Here is a 19,139-nt window from a genome sequence, read left to right on the forward strand (position 1 = left end):
TCACGGGCATGAAAAAGCCCGCAGCGACGGCGGGCTCTTTCAGCAAGCAGGTGACTGACCTCAGATAGGTCGGCTGCCGTACTTGTTATCCGGCTTCTTGGGTGGGTCCGCCACCACGTTAGCCTCGACTTCCTGCACTCTGCCGCCTTTAGCGAGGAATTCTTCCATCGCACGGGCCAGGGCATCGCGCTCTTTGTTCTTGGCCTCAACGCTCGGCAATTCATCTACCGAAACAGCTGCCTTGGCTTTGCCTTTGGCCGCCGGGGCAGGTGCATCATCGCCACCGTCGTCGTCCGCAACGTCTTCCGCTGCAGCTTCAAGACCTTCTTCGGTGTCGTCTTCGTCACCTACTTCGAGTTCGTCGTTTTCCAGATCATCGTCGCTCATGTTCTACCTCATGACTTGCGAAAAGCAGATTAGTTATAGCCCAGCTTCGCCCTCTGTCGAGGTCGCCGGGGAAAAATCAACATCCACTGGATAACCAGTGGCTTATGCCCCATCACCGTGCAAGGTGGCGAGGACTTTACGAGCACCGCCATGATCACGGTGCTCGCCCAGATAAACACCTTGCCAGGTCCCCATCGCCAAGCGGCCGGCCTTGACCGGCAAACTCAGCTGGCAGCCCAGGAGACTGGCCTTGAAGTGCGCCGGCAGGTCATCCGGACCTTCGTCGTTGTGTTCGAACCCGGCACGGCCTTGCGGCACCAGCGCGTTGAAGAAACGTTCGAAGTCACGGCGAACCGCCGGGTCGGCATTCTCGTTGACGGTCAACGAGGCCGAGGTGTGCTGCAACCAAAGGTGCAACAGGCCCACACGGCACGCCTTCAATTCAGGCAAGCCGGCAAGCAACTCATCGGTCACCAGGTGAAAGCCCCGGGGCTTGGCCCGCAGGGTAATCAGGGTCTGTTGCCACATACAGTTCTCCGCCCATCGGCGCGCATTCTAGCGCGCTCAGGGAAAAAACAAAGTGTCGAATACGCCTACATGCCTGTAAGACATTCGCACGGTGAAAAGTGCCGCGTGCGCCCGATCACAAAGTCAGCGTAAAAAACCGCACAGCCTCTTACGACTGACAAACGCCAGGCAAAAAAATGCCCGGCAAGCCGGGCATCTTTTTAACGCGTACTTACAAGTTGTAGCCGCGTTCGTTGTGTTGCGCCAGGTCGAGGCCGACAGCCTCTTCCTCTTCGGTAACACGCAGGCCCATGACCATGTCGAGTACCTTGAGGATGACGTAGGTGACGATGGCCGTGTAGATCACGGTGAAGCCGACACCTTTGCACTGGATCCAGACTTGGGCTGCGATGTCAGTCACGGTGCCGAAACCGCCCAATGCAGGGGCTGCGAACACACCCGTGAGGATCGCACCGACGATACCGCCGATCCCGTGCACGCCGAATGCGTCCAGGGAGTCGTCGTAGCCGAGCTTGCGCTTGAGGCTGGTCGCGCAGAAGAAGCAGACCACACCCGCCACCAGGCCGATCACCAAGGCGCCCATTGGACCAACGGTGCCGGCGGCCGGTGTAACGGCCACCAGGCCAGCCACCACGCCCGAGGCGATGCCCAGTGCGCTTGGCTTACCGTGAGTGATCCACTCGGCGAACATCCAGCCCAGCGCCGCAGCAGCGGTAGCGATCTGAGTGACCAGCATCGCCATGCCGGCAGTGCCGTTGGCGGCGGCAGCGGAACCGGCGTTGAAGCCGAACCAGCCGATCCACAGCATTGCCGCGCCCACCAGGGTGTAACCCAGGTTGTGCGGTGCCATTGGGGTGGTCGGGAAGCCTTTACGCTTGCCGAGCACGATGCACGCCACCAGGCCAGCCACACCGGCGTTGATGTGCACCACGGTGCCGCCAGCGAAGTCCAGCACGCCCCAGTCCCACATCAGGCCGCCGTTGCCGCTCCAGACCATGTGCGCGATGGGCGCATAGACCAGGGTGAACCAGATGCCCATGAAGATCAGCATCGCGGAGAACTTCATGCGCTCAGCAAAGGCACCCACGATCAGCGCCGGGGTGATGATGGCGAAGGTCATCTGGAAGGTGATGAACACCGCTTCCGGGAACAACGCCGCAGGCCCGGTGATGCTGGCCGGGGTCACGCCCGCCAGGAACGCCTTGCCCATGCCGCCGAAGAAGGAATTGAAATTGACGACACCCTGTTCCATACCGGTGGTATCGAACGCAATGCTGTAGCCGTAGACGACCCACAGGATGCTGATCAGGCCAGTGATGGCGAAGCACTGCATCATCACCGACAGAATATTTTTGGAGCGGACCATGCCGCCGTAGAACAGCGCCAGGCCGGGGATGGTCATGAACAGCACCAGTGCGGTGGCGGTCAGCATCCAGGCGGTGTCGCCGGAGTTGAGGACTGGAGCAGCCACTTCGTCTGCCGCCATGGCCAGGCTTGGCATTACGATGGACAACAGGGCTCCGAGCCCTGCGAATTTACGCAGAGTCATATTGTTTTCTCCTGGGGCGTTGGGGTTTGGCGGCTTAGATTGCGTCGGTATCGGTTTCGCCGGTACGGATGCGAATAGCCTGTTCCAGATTGACCACGAAGATCTTGCCGTCACCGATCTTGCCGGTGTTGGCGGCCTTGGTTATCGCCTCGATAACCCGGTCAAGATCCTTGTCGTCAATGGCGACATCAATCTTCACCTTCGGCAGGAAATCGACTACGTATTCCGCGCCGCGATACAGCTCGGTGTGACCCTTCTGCCGACCGAAGCCCTTGACCTCAGTAACGGTAATGCCCTGCACGCCGATCTCGGACAACGACTCGCGTACATCGTCCAACTTGAACGGCTTGATGATGGCAGTGACTAGCTTCATGAAAACTCTCTCCCGAATTGGTGGACTTGCCCCAGGAAAACAAACCCGTCTCAAGTCTAAGCGCAGTGCCTGGCTTTGTAACGCATCGTCGCAAGGGCAGTTGCCATTGGGACGCCAGCGAACCACTGGTGACGAAACCTGTACCCCTGATCCGTCGGCGCACTGCATTCGTCACAGCGACTGCATCAGTGCATGGGTCATGATCGTCTAAGCAGAAACCTTGCCAGCTCCGTAAAAATCACTGAAATCAGTCCTTTGCCCACTTAACCCCACCCACGGGGCTACTTGGCGGCTGCAATGCGCACGAAAACAGTGCGTCGCCGCCCGGCCCGATGCGCGAAAAGCGTGCGCCGCAGGCCGTGAAAAAGACTATAGACGCTGCGTGATACACTGCCCGCCAACAGTTTTCCGGAATATTTCCCATGCTCGCGCCCAAAGACCTCCTCGACGCCCTGAGCGGCCACGCCTCTCGCCTGTTCAGCGGCGAAACCCCGCTGCCCCGCAATGAAATCGAAAGTCAGTTCAAGGCTTTGCTGCAAAGTGGTTTCAGCAAGCTTGATCTGGTCAGCCGGGAAGAATTTGATAGCCAGATGGTAGTGCTCGCCCGCACCCGTGCGCGGCTGGAGAGTCTGGAGGCTAAAGTCGCGGAGCTGGAAGCGCGGTTGACACCTGCGGCTGAATAAATGCGATCAGTGTGGGAAGGGGCCAGTCCTCTCCCACCTTTGCTCTGGATACGTTCTGTAAAACCTCCCCGCCTCGCCCTTCTCCACCTCGTCTACCCTTGAAAAACCGCAGGAAGCGGCCTCCCACTTCAAGGAACGAGCATGTCCCTCGCTATCGTCCACAGCCGCGCCCAGGTCGGCGTAGAAGCCCCTGCCGTCACCGTCGAGGTGCACATGGCCAATGGTTTGCCGTCCTTGACCCTGGTGGGTTTACCCGAAACCGCCGTCAAGGAAAGCAAGGACCGCGTGCGCAGCGCCATACTCAACTGCGCCCTGCAATACCCCTCGCGCCGTATCACCCTCAACCTCGCGCCCGCCGACCTGCCCAAGGACGGCGGGCGTTTTGATTTGGCGATTGCGTTGGGGATCCTCGCCGCCAGTGTGCAAGTGCCGGCGTTGATGCTCGATGACGTGGAATGCCTGGGTGAGTTGGCGTTGTCCGGTGAAGTGCGCGCAGTGAAAGGTGTGTTGCCGGCTGCTTTAGCGGCGCGCAAGGCCGGGCGCACGGTGATAGTGCCGCGGGCGAACGCGGAGGAAGCGTGCCTGGCGTCGGGTTTGAAAGTGATTGCCGTGGATCACTTGCTGCAGGTGGTGGCGCACCTCAATGGGCATGTGCCGATTGAGCCCTACAAATCCGATGGTTTGCAGTACCTGAACAAGCCATACCCGGACTTGAGCGAAGTGCAGGGCCAACTGGCGGCCAAGCGGGCATTGCTGATTGCCGCAGCGGGCGCACATAACCTGCTGTTCAGTGGGCCACCGGGTACCGGCAAGACCTTGCTCGCCAGCCGCCTGCCCGGTTTGCTGCCACCGCTGAGCGAACAGGAGGCCCTCGAAGTGGCGGCCATTCAGTCAGTGGTCAGTCTCGCCCCACTGAGCCACTGGCCGCACCGGCCGTTCCGCCAGCCGCACCACTCGGCGTCAGGGCCGGCATTGGTGGGCGGTGGGTCGAAACCGCAGCCAGGGGAAATCACCCTGGCGCACCATGGCGTGCTGTTTTTGGATGAGTTGATATTTTGACTTTTTAGGTTTGGCTGTCAAAAATCGAATTTAGACCGTCAGATCAAGGGTTTACCATGGCATTTCCGTCCGTAGAATCGTTACCAATCTTCTCAAATGGAGTCCACTATGATCATTACCCGTTTGAGCAGCTGGATGAACACCAAAGGGCAATATTTAGCGACGCAATGTCGAGCCGTGGTCGGCTATGTTCATCGGTGGTGCAGATTACGCTGAAGAGCTTTGAGTGCTACCTCCAGATAACCCGTCAGTTGGTAACTCCGCGATCGCAATCGAAATTCCGAAAAATGGCGGAAGGCTTTCTGGGTTTTTTATATTCAGAACAACATGTTGAAACGGCTCCGTCACTTCGATCCCAACGAGCGAAGTTTTTTATATCAGTAATTCCTTTCCTATCAGCAATATACCCCACCAAAAAAGATTACTCATTTCCTCTGACCATCGAAGCAATAGACAAATACCTAAATGTGTTGAATGGCTTAGAGCAATGCCCGAAAAAAATAGAATATTGGCGAGGGTGGCCGTTGCAGAACGTTTCTGGAGGGACGCATTTTCTTCCCTTATGGGCATTTTACCGAAAGCTTGGTGCAGAATTTACAAGGAAACTCTATTCTGAAACTCATATCTTCCTTTCAGGAAGGCGTTATCGAGCAATGCCATTGCTATCGTATCTAGGAGATTTTATAGAGGCTCAACCATCAGATATCACACCTACACACTTAACTTCAGACGTATTCATGAATGAATTCTGGGATCGTTTTGTAAAGTATTACGTTACAACAGCATATGATAGCGGACAAGGCCAGAAATTAAGCACCATCGCATCGGCCTGGAACGTGCAATTCTCAGCTTTCGTACGCAACCAACTCATTCCGGCATCAGTACTAAGTGGGGGATATGCTGGATTACCCGTTTTACCAAAGAGACTGTATAACAATGCGGCCTCCAGAATCAGCACAGGAAATGACGGAACGCTGGTTCATTCAAAATTATTGCACGATATTCCACTAGAGGTGACAGACCAAGCGGCCATCTACAATATTTTTGATAATCTAACATCATCAATGAATGACTTAACAACCTGGGCTAAAGCTGAGGTGGCAGATCTAGAGGCCAGACTAAATCGTCGGTTACGAGAATCACCTAATGGAAAACTCCGCCGGATCGGTGGACTTGGAGAAAAAGAGGGCGGCCAAATTCAATGGATGAGAGATCGCAATAATCCAGCATGCTTTGCTAATGCAGCACGAAATATCGAAGATCACTCCTATTCATATATAATGGAGCGAGCTGTCCAAATTTTTGCTTCGCCATTTGCAGAAACAGCATATGAGCTAGGATTAGCAACAACAGGCTCATTGTACCCACATTGCCTACTACTCGTAAGTTTGTATCCAAAAATTACCGTTGGCTTCTTGGAAAACTTGGAGATATATGATGAGCATGGAAAAAAAATTGGTTTCATCCGAACCGACAACGGGTATCAGTTAGTTGGGTATAAACTCCGTAGAGGGCACCGTGAAGCTGAGCAGGTGATTAGCCTTTGCGAGTACGGTGCATATCTTGTTCAACAAATAATCGATGTCACCGACTACGGAAGACGATACCTACAATCTATTGGAGACGATAATTACAGATATTTATTATTATCTGCAGTTAGAAGCTTCGGCAAATTTCAGCGACCAAAGTTAGCTTCGGTTACCACTTCGCCCATCCCCATAGAAAGACTCGTATCCGGCTTAAAGAAATACACAAACCTAAATCATGCTGACGCTACGTACCTCGCACAACGCGCTAATCTCTCCACAGTTCGCGCGACCGCTGGAGTAATGATCTATTTAGAATCAAAAAGCGCAAAAAAAATGTCCGAAGCTCTTGGCCATAAATCATTTGATCCATCGTTGTTAGCACGCTATCTCCCAGCACCCATTTGGGATTTCTTTCAGGATCGATGGATTAGAATTTTTCAAGCAGGAATAATTATCGAAGCGATGGATGGGAGCCCTTACAAACTGAAGGCTTCAGGTTTTGACAGCTTAGAACAGGTTGAGGAGTTTTTATTAAACCACTCGATAAAACTACCCCCTGAGGAATCAAACACTCGCTTTAGCGAGGCGCGGCCCGACAGCTCTATATTGGTATCACTGAATGAACAAATTTTTGAAGAACTATTAAAGCTTAATGATTCAAGGTACAAATCCAGCAGTCATTTACAATCAAGTCTTTGGAGAGATCTCAGCTCTAAAATAATCACTCACGTTGACTCATGCCTCAGTGATCGACCAGACATTCAGTTTGCACTCTCTAACGCTAAAAATAAACTAGGGATAACCATTTAAATGAGCGCGAAAGAAAACATTCACGCGTTGGCCTTTCTGGAGGAAATGTTCCCCTCCCAGAAAACTCGGTTTGAAAGCGAATGGTTGACCTCGGACTTTGATTCAAATATATGGTGCTTTGATTTCGCGCGCGGGCATAGATTTTGTATAAATTTCAACTTAGAGCTCGAGGACGGGTCTAAACTTTCCGACCCCAAAAACAAAAAATTACTGCAATTGTTCAAAAACTGGATAACCGTTCAGAATACCCAAAATTTAAATCAAGGGGTAAAACCAGGCAGTATCACCGCGTACGCTAACACGCGAAGAGCGATAAACATCATTGACTACCTTTTGCTAAACAGTTCGCGCCTTAAGCTCGCCAGCCATGGATTGAATCTTCTAACAGAAAACGATGTCGCATCGTTTTTTTATCAGTTGTCGAGTTCGGAGAAAATTGCCGAAGGGGTCTATAACTGGCGGCAAACCGTGGTCGATTTCCTAAGAAGATCCAGTGAGTGTAGCGATCAGATTGTCTTACGTTTCGCTGAAAAAAATCCCGATCTCTATTTTTTAATGATTCAAAATGAAACAGCGTATGGCCTTACGCCAAGCGAAACTCTTAAAGTCAAAATATGGCTACACGAGAACGATTATTACAGCCCCATTCTTAGCTCAGGGTACAGGTTATCGGTAAGCATCACTCGACTGGCATCACACATCTATAAAAATACCCTTGTGGGGGGCGCTATAAAAAGTGCTTTACCTGAGCTAAATCTGGCCCCTTATCCAGGGATGACAACTGAGTACAATGTAGTTAGCGTTCGCGCGGCAAATGAAGACTCGATGTCAGATCGACAGTTTACCAAATATTATGCAACTTTTATGGCGATAAACAAACTTCCAGAATTAGGAATTGAAATTCCCAGTCATGCTTTTACTACGCTCAGTTTGAGTTCTTTGAAAGCGCACCTAAATTTAGCGCAAACCATGCGGTTTAAGACATTGAGGCCGAGCATCCTATTACCCGCTCTGCAGAAGGCTATCGATTTTATTTACGAGTACGGGGATGACATTTTCCAATCTGCTTCTGCTGTTATTGCTGCTCAAGCAAAGTATGGTGAGAGCGTAAATGATCCGAATTCGGATTGGTGGGTTCGCAAAGCTATCGCACCTCGTTTAGCTGAATTAGGAGTACAGTGCTGGAGTCTCAGCTCCAAGATGCTGGCTGGCAAAAAACTCTCTAAAGAACTTAGAGAAAACAAAGTTCAGGAATATTTTAAGAGACTTCGCAATAACGAGGGGCTGTGGGAACTGTTACGAGTATATTATGGCGCAGCGCAATTAATCATCGGATTACTGATGGCGCGACGCCAATCGGAACTTACAAGCCTGATGCCGTTTGAGTGCCTTGATGAATCAAAGCGCAATTTAGTTTTTTTTAACGCAAAGTCCGGATTTTTATCCAATAAACAAGTTTTAAAGAGACCCATTCCAAGTATCGGGGTTCATATTATTGAAACATTGGAAAACTTCCAAAGTCTGCTGCTCAAAAATAAACTTATTACTGAACATACATATTTGTTCGCGCCGCCTGACAGATATGCAAAAGGACTAAAAAAGAGCTTACATTCGCCCGCCTACAATAGAAGTATTGATTTTTTCTGCGACTACATTGAGGCACCGCGAAACAGCGAAGGATCAAGATTTTATTTCCGCCAGCACCAACTTAGGCGCGGCTTTTCGATGATATTTTTTTGGGGCAATTCGTTTGGTGGTCTTGACACATTACGATGGTTCTTGGGCCATGCGGATCTTGAACACCTCTATCATTACATTACTGAAGCGACTCCTGGAGAAGTACTTCGCGGTGTAAAAGCTGCTTACCTAGCAGACTCCTTGGCGGCTGGCGACAAAGAGGTATCTAATGAACTCGCGGCAGCTCTATTTTCACATTTTGGAACATCTGAATTTACCATACTGGATTCTCAAGAAGTTGAAACCTACTTGGAAACGCTCATCGAAAACCACTCGCTGACTGTCGAGCCGCATTTTATTAAAGTAGACGACGTAACTACCTATAGACTTGTAACGAAGCTGATAAAATCAATATGAGCAAAAAACTCCACTCGACAATCAACCTTTACAATTTGCTTCTCGATATTGCCTCTCATCCGCACAAATACCGGGAATCATCGATAGGAGTTTTCTTAAAATCACAAGGCTCATTATCTCGATACTCAGCTCCGGATAAAAGTATCTATCCTTGCTCTTTAAATACGTTGAAGACCCGTGCGGATTGCTTCCTTGCAGGAGGCTTTGAGGCTATGGACCATGCAAGAATTTTGGCACTAAAAGCATTTCCCCCAGTAAAGGCTCTGATTTCCGCCCAAAACAAACCTAGAACGTTAAAAGATGACGTCATTGCCCTTAAGAGAGAAATACAGTTTCTCAACGAAGAAATTCTTTGCTACACCATCGCATTAGAATCAAGCATGGAACAGGCGAGAGGGTACGCCAGGAAGACAAATAATATAGTAAATATTCAACTCTGCGAAAAACAACAATCGGAAATTTACGCGCTATTGAAACACCCCAGGGCCACTGCCAATGACTAAACTTTATCGTTTGACATCAGAGCACTTTCAGTTGCCTTTAGCGCTACTTGCCGATCAAACATATATTTTCAACTCAGCTTCGTACATCCCGATGCTTCGTTATCCTAACGGCACATGGTGTCACTATTCTAATTGCTACATGCATTCTCTTTATAGAAAAGGGTTGTCGCGCAATAACAAAGGCGGAACATTAAAAACCTATGCAGGTAACATAAGCCATTTACTACGTTTTTGTTCGGATAACGCTATAGATGTTGCGCAAATGACCGATAGCCTCTTTATACTATTCATGCAGACGTTGCTTAGCGACAAGAAATCATTGTCTACGTCACACACACTTCGGTCGACAACTTCAATACTTACGATAGGGAAAAATTGTATCGATTTACTGGCCTATATCGGAAAAATCACCGGTAGAGATGAGTTTGTAGGTAAAGATGGAGTGATCAAAGCTGAAAAAAGAAAAGCTGAAATAGATATTGGGAAGGGAAGAAAGCGCATCACCAAATACTATTGGCATCACCGTTCATTTCCTGAGCCATCTCCTGACAAAAAAAGATTCCCGATTACTGAAGCTCATTCTAATGCCATTATCGCCGCAGCCGCTGGTACTGAGGACCTATTTCTCAGAAAGCGTAGATTCGTAATGCTTAAACTACTTGCCCATACTGGTTGCCGACGTTCTGAACTGGTTTCGATAACGACGCATGATGTATATGCAGCACTTCATGATCCAACCATCGGCTTAAAACTGATGACGGCGAAAAAGCGCGGAAACTCAATCCATCATCGATACTTGCCCATCTCAATTCCGGATTTGAAATTCATCGTTTCTTATATTGAATTTAACCGACTCCCAAAAATTAAATCTCTGGGAGTTGAGGACGTTGGCTTGCTGTTTATCAGTGCACGTACTGGAAAGGGCCTTATGCCAAATACGATCACACAAGAGATCTCAGAGTTGGCGGGACTAGCGGGCATCAATGAGCGCTTATCTCCACACATGTACAGACATCGCTTCATTACTCAATATTTCATAAAATTGATTATTCAGCATGACTTTAACAATCCTGATGAATTCAGGAACTTACTAATCAACACTGAGTCCTTCAAGCGTGAGGTGCAACAGTGGACAGGTCACACAAACATTAATTCTTTAGACAACTACATACATCTTGCTTTCTCAGATATATCTAACAGAAAAGAAGTTGTGGAGGCGGCAATCCGCAGCGAGCACCTTTCATCGTTACTACAAACAGTCAAAATGGCCCAAGCGGAAATAAAAGCGGGATTTTCCTCATCATCAGTTAATGAGTTGCTGAACACGATATCCGAATATCTAAATGAGCTTCAGCAATCGGCCTAACAAGCGTTATTTGGAATTACCAAGCACTTGCACTATCAACCGCTTGTATGCGTGTACGAGACAGTGCGAAGCTTGAGGGCGGGTAGCTTCTGACAAGCCTGGAGCTTCTGAAGCAGTTGCTGGACGATTTGCTACGACCGGTGCGAATTGCAGCCGGCATGCCTATCATGCACCACAGCGGCCTTGGAGACATTCCTTGAGCGGTTTACCAGCCTTGAGGTGCATTATGTCTAGTCCAAATCTTTCGGAACTACTTGCTCAAGTAACAGAGATCGTTCAACACGCAGGCGCTCTCCTCTCCGCCGAGTGGAGTCGTCCAGATGGACGTCGAGGCATTGGTGACAAGGCTGTAATCGATGTCGAAATCGAATGTTTTTTGCGTCCTGAACTTCTCAGACTGTTCGGCTGCGACTTTTGGGGCGAAGAGACCGGGCACGTCCTGACAGGGCATTCTTGGTGTTGGGTTGTAGACCCTAACGATGGCACCAGTGACTTTTTGAATGGCTTGAAGGGATCAGCGATATCGGTGGGGCTACTGCATAACGCCATTCCCGTGATGGGGGTGGTATACGCACCAGTGACTTCTGAGGGGCGACCCGATTGCATCGGTTGGGCTGAGGGCAACCCCCATTTGATTCGCAACGGTCGAGCAGTATCTGTACGCCTCGAGAATAAACAGCTTTCGAACCAGAGCACGATCATGGTCAGTGCAGCAGCGGTAAATAAGCCAGAACTCAATCGTGAACTGTGTGCTCCAGCGCATTTCCATGCAATGCCATCGATCGCGTACAGACTGGCAAGAGTGGCCGCGGGTGACGGAATATGCGGCATCTCTCTCTACGCTGTTTCAGCGCATGATGTTGTGGGTGGTCATGCGCTGTTGAGAGGTGCCGGAGGCGTCTTATTGGATGAAAATGGGTCCGAGATTCGCTATGCGACAGAGTCACAGATGACGACAGTTTCACAACGCTGCTTCGGTGGATCACCTTCAGCATGTCGCGAATTGAAATGTCGTGAATGGAATCGAGTGCTCGGGCGATCAAACTCTATTGATCAGAAGCCAGACGATTGACCATCAGAATCGGTCAAGAGAAGGCTCTACGCGAATAATTGAATTCCACGGACTCAACTCTCGTTGCCACACAGGACGGACACTCTTCGAGCTCGGCATGCCCAGTTATACGCAGACTAGGCGACGAGCTTCAGACGAGGGAACATGGCCACAAAATCATCTGGGATAGTGGAAAGTATGGCCGCCACTTTCTCTTGTGGAAGGCTGGTGGCCAGCATCGCTTCCAGTCTTTCAACCCGTTGGCGTATTGAAGCTGCACGATCCCACTGAATTGCGTATCTCTTTGCTGCGACCTTCTGCTCGATGAGCACCAAGTGGCGACTACTGTCGTAGGTGTATCGCATCGCCACTTTCACAGGACGGTCGTCATCATCGGCCTCGAGAAAAGTGATCTCAAATACCGCACCATTCGATGTCTTACGGGATGCTGATTCGACGTAGGCATTTTCGAATACGTTGTCGATGAGGTCGCTAGGCTGAACGCCTCGGCTAATATGGAGAGTCGTCAGTTCGTCAACGAGTAATTTGATAGATTCGAGGCTCATCTCAGCATTTTCCTCAGTTCAGCGATGACTACTTCCACGTGCGCGATCGACTCGGAAAGCGAGCTATTATCACGCTCAGCAACCTTGCCGTACTTCTTAGCCAGCTTGGTGTTGATAAAGCTCACCAGTATACCGTCGTTGGGCGTATTCGGCTTTGCCATCGGAACGTGAGCTGCGAATTTCCGATAAAGCGTAGAGTTTTTCTCGTCGATCCCTAGGTCGCTGAGCAGCGTGGCTACTTCATCTTGGGCCTTTTTCGTAAGGATCTCTCGAAGCTGCTTCCGCGCGATCTCTGGTCGCTTTTCCATGAGGGTAGGGTCGATGACCTGGGCGGCTTTCTTCATCTCAGCGTTACGGATGACGTTCGTCAACTGTGCAAGCACGTCAGCGTCGTAACCCTCTATACCCGGCAACTCTTTGACTTTCTGGGCCGCAAAAGCATCGATTTCAGCTCGCTTGTTAGAGAAAATCTTGTTGAAGTCCAGGTCTTCCAAATAGGAGTCCTGATCGCTAACAAAAGCTTCGGAGGAACCTACCCCCGCCAGGGACTCCTCTTTTCGAGCGTATTCCTGGTCAGTGATTATGTATTCCTTGGTGCGTTGATGTTTTGCTCGATCAACCTCCTTCTGAAACGAGCTCCACATCGCATCCAGGCCGGTTTCCTCGTGGTAGATCACAACAGCGTTATTATCAATCTCGAACGCTGTGATCTCCTCTGTAGGGATTGCGCGTAGCACCCGGCCGACGATTTGAGCGAAAGCATTCAGGCTTCGATAGGGTCGAAAAAGCGCAAGAACCGTAAGGTATCTATGGTCATATCCTTCCATCAGCATGTTCACGGAGATGACCACGTCGCACTGATTGTTATCGATCGTTCTGAAAGCTGCATCGATGTCCGGCTGCTCCATGTAGCTATGAACAATCGCCGCTCTCAGATTTTTGGCCTCGTACCAGGTACGTAAATCCTCGGCATGGGCAATACTGCAGCCCACAGCAAGGATTTTGTGAGGCACTTCAGGTGACGCTTTCTTCAGCTCGGTAAGGTTGTAAATGCTCTGGTCAATCACGTCCAGTGAGCATTCCTTGGACAATGCAACGCTGCGCTGGACCCACTCAGGATCTTTGAACCCGAGAACTTCCTCCTTTGACAGCCTAACGCCAGGCTGGTCAGCCAACGTGAAATAGAGTTCATGAGCATTGACCGTTTCTTTTCTGAGCCATTTGACGTAGCGGTCTCTCATCACCTCAGACAGCGGCGTTGTGTGAATCAGCTTTCCGGGCACTTCCTGGTTGTCACCACGAAATGGGGTTCCAGTTACAAAAAGCTTTTTAGCCTTGGCGAAGTAGCCAAGTGTCTTTTGCCAAGTTTCAGCCGGCGCGTGATGCCCTTCATCGACGATGATCAGGTCGAAGAAGTCGGGTGGGACTCGCCTGGTCAGGCACGTAGAGCGGTCGCTGTGAATTTGCTGAATATTGGAGTAAACGATGTGGCTTTGCTCCAGGTTGCGCTGGAGCGTCAGCGAGTTGAATTCGCAAGTGACGGGCAGGTCATTTCCGCTGAAGATCACATCAAAGTTAATCCAGAAATTGTCCTCCAGGAGGTCCTGGGTCTTCCTGATGCTCTGCTTGGTCACAAGGCCAGGGGTGATGATCAAGACACGCCCTTTCGCCAATCCAAACGGCACGATGGAAATCAGCCCTGATTTGCCCGTGCCCGTAGGCAGCACGATCAGCGCATCCTGTTCAGGATTGCTTGCAAAATGCTCTTGGGCCTTGATGTAGGCTTCGATCTGAGGCGTCCGCAGCTTACTGTTGCCTAAAATGTTAACGGCAGTGTCGGTAAAGTAATTCATGAAAAACTCTCTGGCGTTTTTCGAGAATCCACGCCAAAACCGCTCGAACGAGCAGCATGCACTTGCGCAGATTGCGATAGAAAGAGAACTGTCGGCAGCAACGAAGCTGTGGCGGGCATCGAAATATCCTTATTTCTGAATCAGCTGGATCAACAAAGGTGGTCTAGGGGGCTAAACACGCTTTTAATTATAATAGCCGAATGATATTGCTCAAGGTGCGTGGAATTTTCGAGCCTGCTCATGCCGGCACTGCCGAAGACAGTTCATAGCCACGATACTCTTATCTTGAAGTCTCGCTTAGATACATCAATTCGATCCGGACGTAATTTGGACTCCGGCTTTAGTAAGCAGCTCGTACAGAGTCGCAATTTTTGTTCGTGTGCCACGCGAGGCACAGTAAGTAAATATGACCCGCTGCTTGGCCCGGGTGAAAGCCACAAAAAATCCTGCTGTCGCCTCAATTTCATCCTGGGAAAAACTCCACCACGCGCCGTCATCCAGTCCGACAAAAATGACGGTGTGATACTCAAGGCCCTTGCTCTTGTGGATCGTCATCAATGGAATTGCGTGGACGCCTTCGTACATGTCGAGGGCGTGGGACCAGTCCGTACTGTGGAACGAGGCGGACAGAAGATGTTCCGCCGTCGCGTCTAGCACTTTTTCTAGCCAGGTTCCCTGGTCATAGGCAGGGTTGGAGCGGATCACATGCTCTGGACCCACGAAATTTAGGATGTCGTCAACAAGTGCGCGTGAGGCCGCCTTGCTTTTTGGGGGATGGGAGTAACGTGCAGCCAGTTCGGTTGTATAGGTATCCAACTCACGAGCGAGCCTACTCTGCCTGATTGCGTCATCGGCATCGATCCCCCTCATTGATGCGAGCCAATTCTGGCAGGTCGACCAATAACCACCAGCTCGCGTAGTCATTGCGAGGCGGAGAACGGTGACCAGCAACTTTGAGATTTCCTCTGACATCAGCTCTTGCAGCATTACTTTGCCGACCATTCCAGATTCGTTACGCAGCGCCAGATTTTCGCTCGCGAAAGCAGGTTCTAAAAGTTCGGCATACTCTCCTGCCTTTTGTCGAACCAGGATGACGAAATCTCGAGGAGCCAGTTTCAGATCGGCAATGTATGACGCTACTGATCGTGCCAACTGACGCGCTTCAATTTTCGGACTTGCGAAATCGAGAATTGAGCAACTTTCTCCGTCAATTGTGCCATCAGTCTGAGATACCGGCTGTACAGCTCGTGCGTCTAACGCCTGGGCCAACACGTGCTGGATACGTACCAACTCCGGCGAAGATCGGTAATTGTTGAAGAGCGAAGTCCGGACACCTTCGAAATCGGCGTCGAAGGCAGAGAAAGGATCATCCATCGCCATTGCCCAACGCATGATCTGCTGCTTGTTATCTCCGACAGCAGTCACGATGGTTTCTGTGCCTCGAAAAATCGTGCTTACCAGATCGTACTGAACCTTGGTGGTGTCCTGGAATTCGTCCATGAACAAATGCGAATAAGTGAGGCGCAGGGCATCCCGCGCCATCGGATTGACTCGCAACAGCAATTCAGCGAGACGGCCAATCATTGCGAAAGACAGCACACTTTTGCCGCCGTTGTGGAGTGACTGTTGCCAGAACGCATCTGCCGCCCATTCTGCGACAGTTGGGGCTGGCCATCCGTCTACAGGTAGCGGTAAGCCGAGCAGGTGCCGGCGCTCAAATGTTTTTGGCCCAATCTCACGCACGTCATTTCTCGTTCCGATTATCGCAGGCGGCGTTGGAAGGTCATGGAGGAACTCACGAAAATCTCGTTCATTGTGAGTCGCGATCTCGTAATCGGGTCTTGGCCGCCAGCGGTCAGGCAATGCTTGACCGAAGCGGTCGACCAATCCTTTTGCAAACGCATCAAACGTCATGGAGTCGAAGCGGCTCGCATGGGTGTGGTGGCAGCGCTGACGTACGCGTGCTGCCAGATTGGACGCAGCATCACGCTTGAAACTAATAGCCAGAACGCGCCGAGGGGATGAGGCCGCATCCGTCTGAAGGAGAAAGGCGGCGCGCTGCGCAAGCAGTTCTGTCTTGCCAGCGCCTGGCCCTGCAATAACGGACCGATTTTTTCTGGAACGGACCACCTTCAGCGCATTCGCCTCAAGAGCTTTAACCCCTACGGGCTTCCAGTCCTCGGGACCTATACGGCGTGACGAAACGGCCATGATCAGTCTCGCCTCAAGGAGCTGGAAATATGTCGAACGACTTCGGCCAGAACTGCTGGCATTCCTGCGATCAGGCTCGCCTTACTAACCCGGGCCAATGCCGCCAGATGCGTAGCGGGCTTGCTGTGGGTAAGAAAGTGGTACCGATAGTTCGGAAACAATGTTGGGTAATTCTCATAGGGTCCCGTGTATACCGAAAGTCCCGGACCTGACGTCCCCAGCACAACCTCCGCAGCCTTGTCAGCGGCCATACGTGGACCACCCCCTTTAGGGATCACGGCGGCATAGTCAGCGGGGAAGGCATTCAGCATGCCCAGATCAAGGTCTAGCGGCGCCGAAAAGTAGACCCCGTACTGCTTCAAGCTGTTGATCCAACCCAGCAGAATGGAGTGGTCAGGCAAGTTGTTCCATTCATGCATCTTGGCAAATGACGCGTCGGATACAACGCCGCTTGTGCTTCCTAGCAATTTGGCCTTGGGTTCGCCGAACTCAATAAGCTTCTCAATCGCTGTTTTCACTCGCCCCCACCCCCCACCATCACGACCGAGGTCCAAGTCGAGGAGAGTCGCGTGAGGAATACCCAGGGCCTTAAGTAAGCGCCAAAAATATTGGACGTGTCGTCCACCGAGAGGGACGATCGCGACGAAAGCTGGGTCGATGAGAAGATCAAGCGCCTCGGCGAGTTGAGGGAGAACGATCCTTTCGGAGTCGCCCTCGACAAGCAGGACGAACCGCGCGAAGTAGAGCTCGGGATAGGCCAAGATGGCGCCACGTACGAACTTGCTGGCTTCAACATCGTCAGTTGGGAGCTCAATTCGCTTCACAGTAGAAACGCGCGTCTTTGCATGGCAGCGGCAGTAGCGGACCTCGCTTGGCTCGACTCGGCTAAGAACTGCCGGCGAATGGCTCGTAATTATGGCCTGCGCTCCGCGGGCCTCAGTCAACGATCGAACCTGACGGATGATTCGAGCAAGGAAGTAAGGTGAAAGATGGTTTTCAGGTTCCTCAAGGGCAAACAGTGTGAGCGCGGGAATATGGAGTGCATCCTCTCGAAATCCGCCTACAGAACCTTCAACGACCTCGCGCTCTAGGTCAAAAACGGCGGCGGCCAATGCAAAATAAAATAGCGACTGTTGTCCGTCGCTAAGGGCATCGATACCTCTTTCTCGCCCGTCAGGACCCTGCTCAAATATGACTGCGATCTTGTTTATCACCTCCTCAAACCGTCGGCTCACCAGACTGAGCCTAGGCTTGGTATTGGAAGCGTCGTCATGCAGATCTGCCCAGCGCGTTTGCAGGGCCTCGGTGATTGCGGTGATCGCAGACTCGCCTTCAAACGCGGCTGTCAGGCTCTCAGTCGCCTCCTGCACTTTGTCTTCAGTGTCGGAGGACCATTCAATAGCCCTCAGGAGTCGGGCGGCCAGGGTACCGGCAGTTGCACGGATTTGGCCGGCGGCATCCCGGCTAGCTGGAGTGTAATAAAGTTGTATAAGGCCCCGATCGGTTACAGCCACTGGCTGGTATTTGTCCTCTGCGGGCTCCTTATCCAGGCTATCGATCCAAAAGAGATTCTGTGAAACCTCTCCCTCAAGCGTGCCGTCGTCGTCCCATTGTGCTTCAAGCCGCATTCGGCAAACGGGCGCTTGGGCCGCTCTCGTAATCAGCATGTGCCGAAATGAAGGGGCGATGGTTTCTGGGGTTGCAGACCCGTCCAGCAACTCAGGGAAGGCAATAAGCGCCTCGATGTAGAGTTCTTTGGAATCGCGGCTCTCAGGATCCTCTCCGGGGGCGAGGTGGAAATCCGAAAATGATACGGTGCGCTGCGCCCGCGTGACCCCGAACATCTTCGACATAGCCTGAAGAAGCGCAGTTTTACCCGCAGCGTTAGGACCAACGATTGTGGTGACCTCATCTGAGATTGGGATGGCAATCTCATTCGGGCCGAAACAGCGAAAGCCAGATACCGTGATCGACTCGATGCGCACAGGTTCCTTCCTCAATGCGGTAACGGGCACACATGCTCGTTACTATCCGGCGAGGTTAGCGCAGTATCCCTTCGCGCACAGCCCTCTAACCTCGAATTTTTGGGCCACTCTGGCCAATTAGGTACTCAGGCCAGGGCTATCAGCTACGGGATAGCAGCAAGCTGATTTCAGCCCCCCAAACACCAGTGCGAGCATCCCCCTCGATCCATCGGCGAGCCTTGCGAAAATCGGTTCAGTGCTTCTTCAGAGAAGGGTCGATCTAGAGTCAGGGCTCTAACGACTGATGTATGGCAGCAGGGTGTGAGGTTGGCAATCCAGTTGGTATGCGATGCGGTAGAGCTTCTCGATCGTAAGGTTGACTTCGCCTCTCTCGATCCTACCGACATAGCTGCGATCCATCATACATACGTGCGCTAAAGCATCTTGAGATAGGCCTACCGATATCCTTCGCTCACGGATGTTCTGCCCGAGATCCTTTGCCAGCTGCTGCATAACCGCCTCGACTTACTCAAGGCGAAACTATCCGTCGTTTGCGGACTAGGTGGCGACGGATTATAATCCGCATTTGTATAGCTATTTGCATTCCTAGGTG

General features: G+C 51.4%; 16 protein-coding genes and 1 pseudogene. 8 read left to right on the plus strand and 9 right to left on the minus strand.

From position 1 onward, the window contains the following. Nucleotides 1–60: 60 nt before the first annotated feature. The 4 genes from sutA to glnK form a co-directional block, all read right to left on the minus strand. Complete coding sequence (gene sutA / locus IQK56_RS05680) at nucleotides 61–387, minus strand: transcriptional regulator SutA (protein WP_032884367.1); 327 nt, start codon at nucleotides 385–387, stop codon at nucleotides 61–63. Nucleotides 388–489: 102 nt separating this feature from the next. Continuing rightward, a complete protein-coding gene (locus tag IQK56_RS05685) occupies nucleotides 490–915 on the minus strand; it encodes a secondary thiamine-phosphate synthase enzyme YjbQ (protein WP_099585988.1) in 426 nt (141 codons plus the stop codon). Between the two features lie 211 nt (nucleotides 916–1,126). Then, entirely contained in the window at nucleotides 1,127–2,464 is a 1,338-nt protein-coding gene (locus IQK56_RS05690) for an ammonium transporter (RefSeq protein ID WP_112192747.1), read from the minus strand. Between the two features lie 34 nt (nucleotides 2,465–2,498). Next, nucleotides 2,499–2,837 carry a P-II family nitrogen regulator gene (gene glnK / locus IQK56_RS05695; RefSeq protein ID WP_002555808.1) on the minus strand — a complete coding sequence of 113 codons (339 nt, stop codon included), beginning with the start codon at nucleotides 2,835–2,837 and terminating at the stop codon, nucleotides 2,499–2,501. Between the two features lie 422 nt (nucleotides 2,838–3,259). Here glnK and IQK56_RS05700 point away from each other — a divergent pair, with 422 nt between their 5' ends. The 7 genes and pseudogenes from IQK56_RS05700 (at nucleotide 3,260) to IQK56_RS05730 (ending at nucleotide 11,953) form a co-directional block, all read left to right on the plus strand. Continuing rightward, entirely contained in the window at nucleotides 3,260–3,520 is a 261-nt protein-coding gene (locus tag IQK56_RS05700) for an accessory factor UbiK family protein (RefSeq protein WP_099585989.1), read from the plus strand. 141 nt (nucleotides 3,521–3,661) lie between these two features. Beyond that, nucleotides 3,662–4,570 (plus strand): annotated as a pseudogene (locus IQK56_RS05705) (YifB family Mg chelatase-like AAA ATPase); the annotation flags it as partial. 65 nt (nucleotides 4,571–4,635) lie between these two features. Further along, on the plus strand, nucleotides 4,636–6,918 hold the full coding sequence (locus IQK56_RS05710; protein WP_193901594.1) for a hypothetical protein: 2,283 nt from the start codon (nucleotides 4,636–4,638) through the stop codon (nucleotides 6,916–6,918). After that, a complete protein-coding gene (locus IQK56_RS05715; RefSeq protein WP_193901596.1) occupies nucleotides 6,919–9,012 on the plus strand; it encodes a hypothetical protein in 2,094 nt (697 codons plus the stop codon). Continuing rightward, nucleotides 9,009–9,515: a hypothetical protein gene (locus tag IQK56_RS05720; protein ID WP_193863579.1), complete on the plus strand. Its 507-nt coding sequence runs from the start codon at nucleotides 9,009–9,011 to the stop codon at nucleotides 9,513–9,515. Before IQK56_RS05715 ends, IQK56_RS05720 begins: the two co-directional genes overlap by 4 nt. Further along, nucleotides 9,508–10,881, plus strand: a complete 1,374-nt coding sequence (locus IQK56_RS05725; protein ID WP_246500160.1) for a tyrosine-type recombinase/integrase — start codon at nucleotides 9,508–9,510, stop codon at nucleotides 10,879–10,881. The genes IQK56_RS05720 and IQK56_RS05725 overlap by 8 nt, the downstream gene beginning before the upstream one ends. Nucleotides 10,882–11,107: 226 nt before the next feature. Continuing rightward, complete coding sequence (locus tag IQK56_RS05730; RefSeq protein WP_193863580.1) at nucleotides 11,108–11,953, plus strand: inositol monophosphatase family protein; 846 nt, start codon at nucleotides 11,108–11,110, stop codon at nucleotides 11,951–11,953. A 116-nt stretch (nucleotides 11,954–12,069) separates the two neighbouring features. Here IQK56_RS05730 and IQK56_RS05735 read toward each other — a convergent pair whose 3' ends face one another. Both IQK56_RS05735 and IQK56_RS05740 read right to left on the minus strand, forming a co-directional pair. Next, nucleotides 12,070–12,498, minus strand: a complete 429-nt coding sequence (locus IQK56_RS05735; RefSeq protein ID WP_193863581.1) for a hypothetical protein — start codon at nucleotides 12,496–12,498, stop codon at nucleotides 12,070–12,072. After that, on the minus strand, nucleotides 12,495–14,351 hold the full coding sequence (locus IQK56_RS05740) for a DEAD/DEAH box helicase (RefSeq protein WP_193863582.1): 1,857 nt from the start codon (nucleotides 14,349–14,351) through the stop codon (nucleotides 12,495–12,497). The genes IQK56_RS05735 and IQK56_RS05740 overlap by 4 nt, the downstream gene beginning before the upstream one ends. Here IQK56_RS05740 and IQK56_RS05745 point away from each other — a divergent pair. Next, complete coding sequence (locus IQK56_RS05745) at nucleotides 14,350–14,490, plus strand: hypothetical protein (RefSeq protein ID WP_193863583.1); 141 nt, start codon at nucleotides 14,350–14,352, stop codon at nucleotides 14,488–14,490. The genes IQK56_RS05740 and IQK56_RS05745 overlap by 2 nt on opposite strands. 167 nt (nucleotides 14,491–14,657) lie before the next feature. Here the strand turns inward: IQK56_RS05745 and IQK56_RS05750 are convergent, their stop codons facing one another. The 3 genes from IQK56_RS05750 to IQK56_RS05760 all read right to left on the minus strand — a co-directional run bounded on the left by IQK56_RS05750 (nucleotide 14,658) and on the right by IQK56_RS05760 (nucleotide 19,039). Continuing rightward, a complete protein-coding gene (locus tag IQK56_RS05750) occupies nucleotides 14,658–16,562 on the minus strand; it encodes a UvrD-helicase domain-containing protein (RefSeq protein ID WP_193863584.1) in 1,905 nt (634 codons plus the stop codon). Nucleotides 16,563–16,564: 2 nt separating this feature from the next. Further along, a complete protein-coding gene (locus IQK56_RS05755) occupies nucleotides 16,565–18,547 on the minus strand; it encodes an AAA family ATPase (RefSeq protein ID WP_193863585.1) in 1,983 nt (660 codons plus the stop codon). A gap of 273 nt (nucleotides 18,548–18,820) precedes the next feature. Beyond that, a complete protein-coding gene (locus tag IQK56_RS05760; protein WP_017846214.1) occupies nucleotides 18,821–19,039 on the minus strand; it encodes a helix-turn-helix domain-containing protein in 219 nt (72 codons plus the stop codon). Between the last annotated feature and the right edge of the window lie 100 nt (nucleotides 19,040–19,139).

Origin of the sequence: Pseudomonas cyclaminis, from assembly GCF_015163715.1 — a bacterium.
GTDB lineage: Bacteria > Pseudomonadota > Gammaproteobacteria > Pseudomonadales > Pseudomonadaceae > Aquipseudomonas > Aquipseudomonas cyclaminis.

Coding starts and splice junctions, on each gene's coding strand:
- IQK56_RS05715 (WP_193901596.1), top strand. CDS start 6,919: ATGAGCGCGAAAGAAAACATTCACGCGTTGGCCTTTCTGGAGGAAATG.
- IQK56_RS05735 (WP_193863581.1), bottom strand. CDS start 12,498: ATGAGCCTCGAATCTATCAAATTACTCGTTGACGAACTGACGACTCTC.
- IQK56_RS05710 (WP_193901594.1), top strand. CDS start 4,636: ATGGCATTTCCGTCCGTAGAATCGTTACCAATCTTCTCAAATGGAGTC.
- IQK56_RS05760 (WP_017846214.1), bottom strand. CDS start 19,039: ATGCAGCAGCTGGCAAAGGATCTCGGGCAGAACATCCGTGAGCGAAGG.
- IQK56_RS05700 (WP_099585989.1), top strand. CDS start 3,260: ATGCTCGCGCCCAAAGACCTCCTCGACGCCCTGAGCGGCCACGCCTCT.
- IQK56_RS05730 (WP_193863580.1), top strand. CDS start 11,108: ATGTCTAGTCCAAATCTTTCGGAACTACTTGCTCAAGTAACAGAGATC.
- IQK56_RS05745 (WP_193863583.1), top strand. CDS start 14,350: ATGAAAAACTCTCTGGCGTTTTTCGAGAATCCACGCCAAAACCGCTCG.
- IQK56_RS05725 (WP_246500160.1), top strand. CDS start 9,508: ATGACTAAACTTTATCGTTTGACATCAGAGCACTTTCAGTTGCCTTTA.
- IQK56_RS05750 (WP_193863584.1), bottom strand. CDS start 16,562: ATGGCCGTTTCGTCACGCCGTATAGGTCCCGAGGACTGGAAGCCCGTA.
- IQK56_RS05690 (WP_112192747.1), bottom strand. CDS start 2,464: ATGACTCTGCGTAAATTCGCAGGGCTCGGAGCCCTGTTGTCCATCGTA.
- sutA (WP_032884367.1), bottom strand. CDS start 387: ATGAGCGACGATGATCTGGAAAACGACGAACTCGAAGTAGGTGACGAA.
- IQK56_RS05685 (WP_099585988.1), bottom strand. CDS start 915: ATGTGGCAACAGACCCTGATTACCCTGCGGGCCAAGCCCCGGGGCTTT.
- IQK56_RS05720 (WP_193863579.1), top strand. CDS start 9,009: ATGAGCAAAAAACTCCACTCGACAATCAACCTTTACAATTTGCTTCTC.
- IQK56_RS05740 (WP_193863582.1), bottom strand. CDS start 14,351: ATGAATTACTTTACCGACACTGCCGTTAACATTTTAGGCAACAGTAAG.
- glnK (WP_002555808.1), bottom strand. CDS start 2,837: ATGAAGCTAGTCACTGCCATCATCAAGCCGTTCAAGTTGGACGATGTA.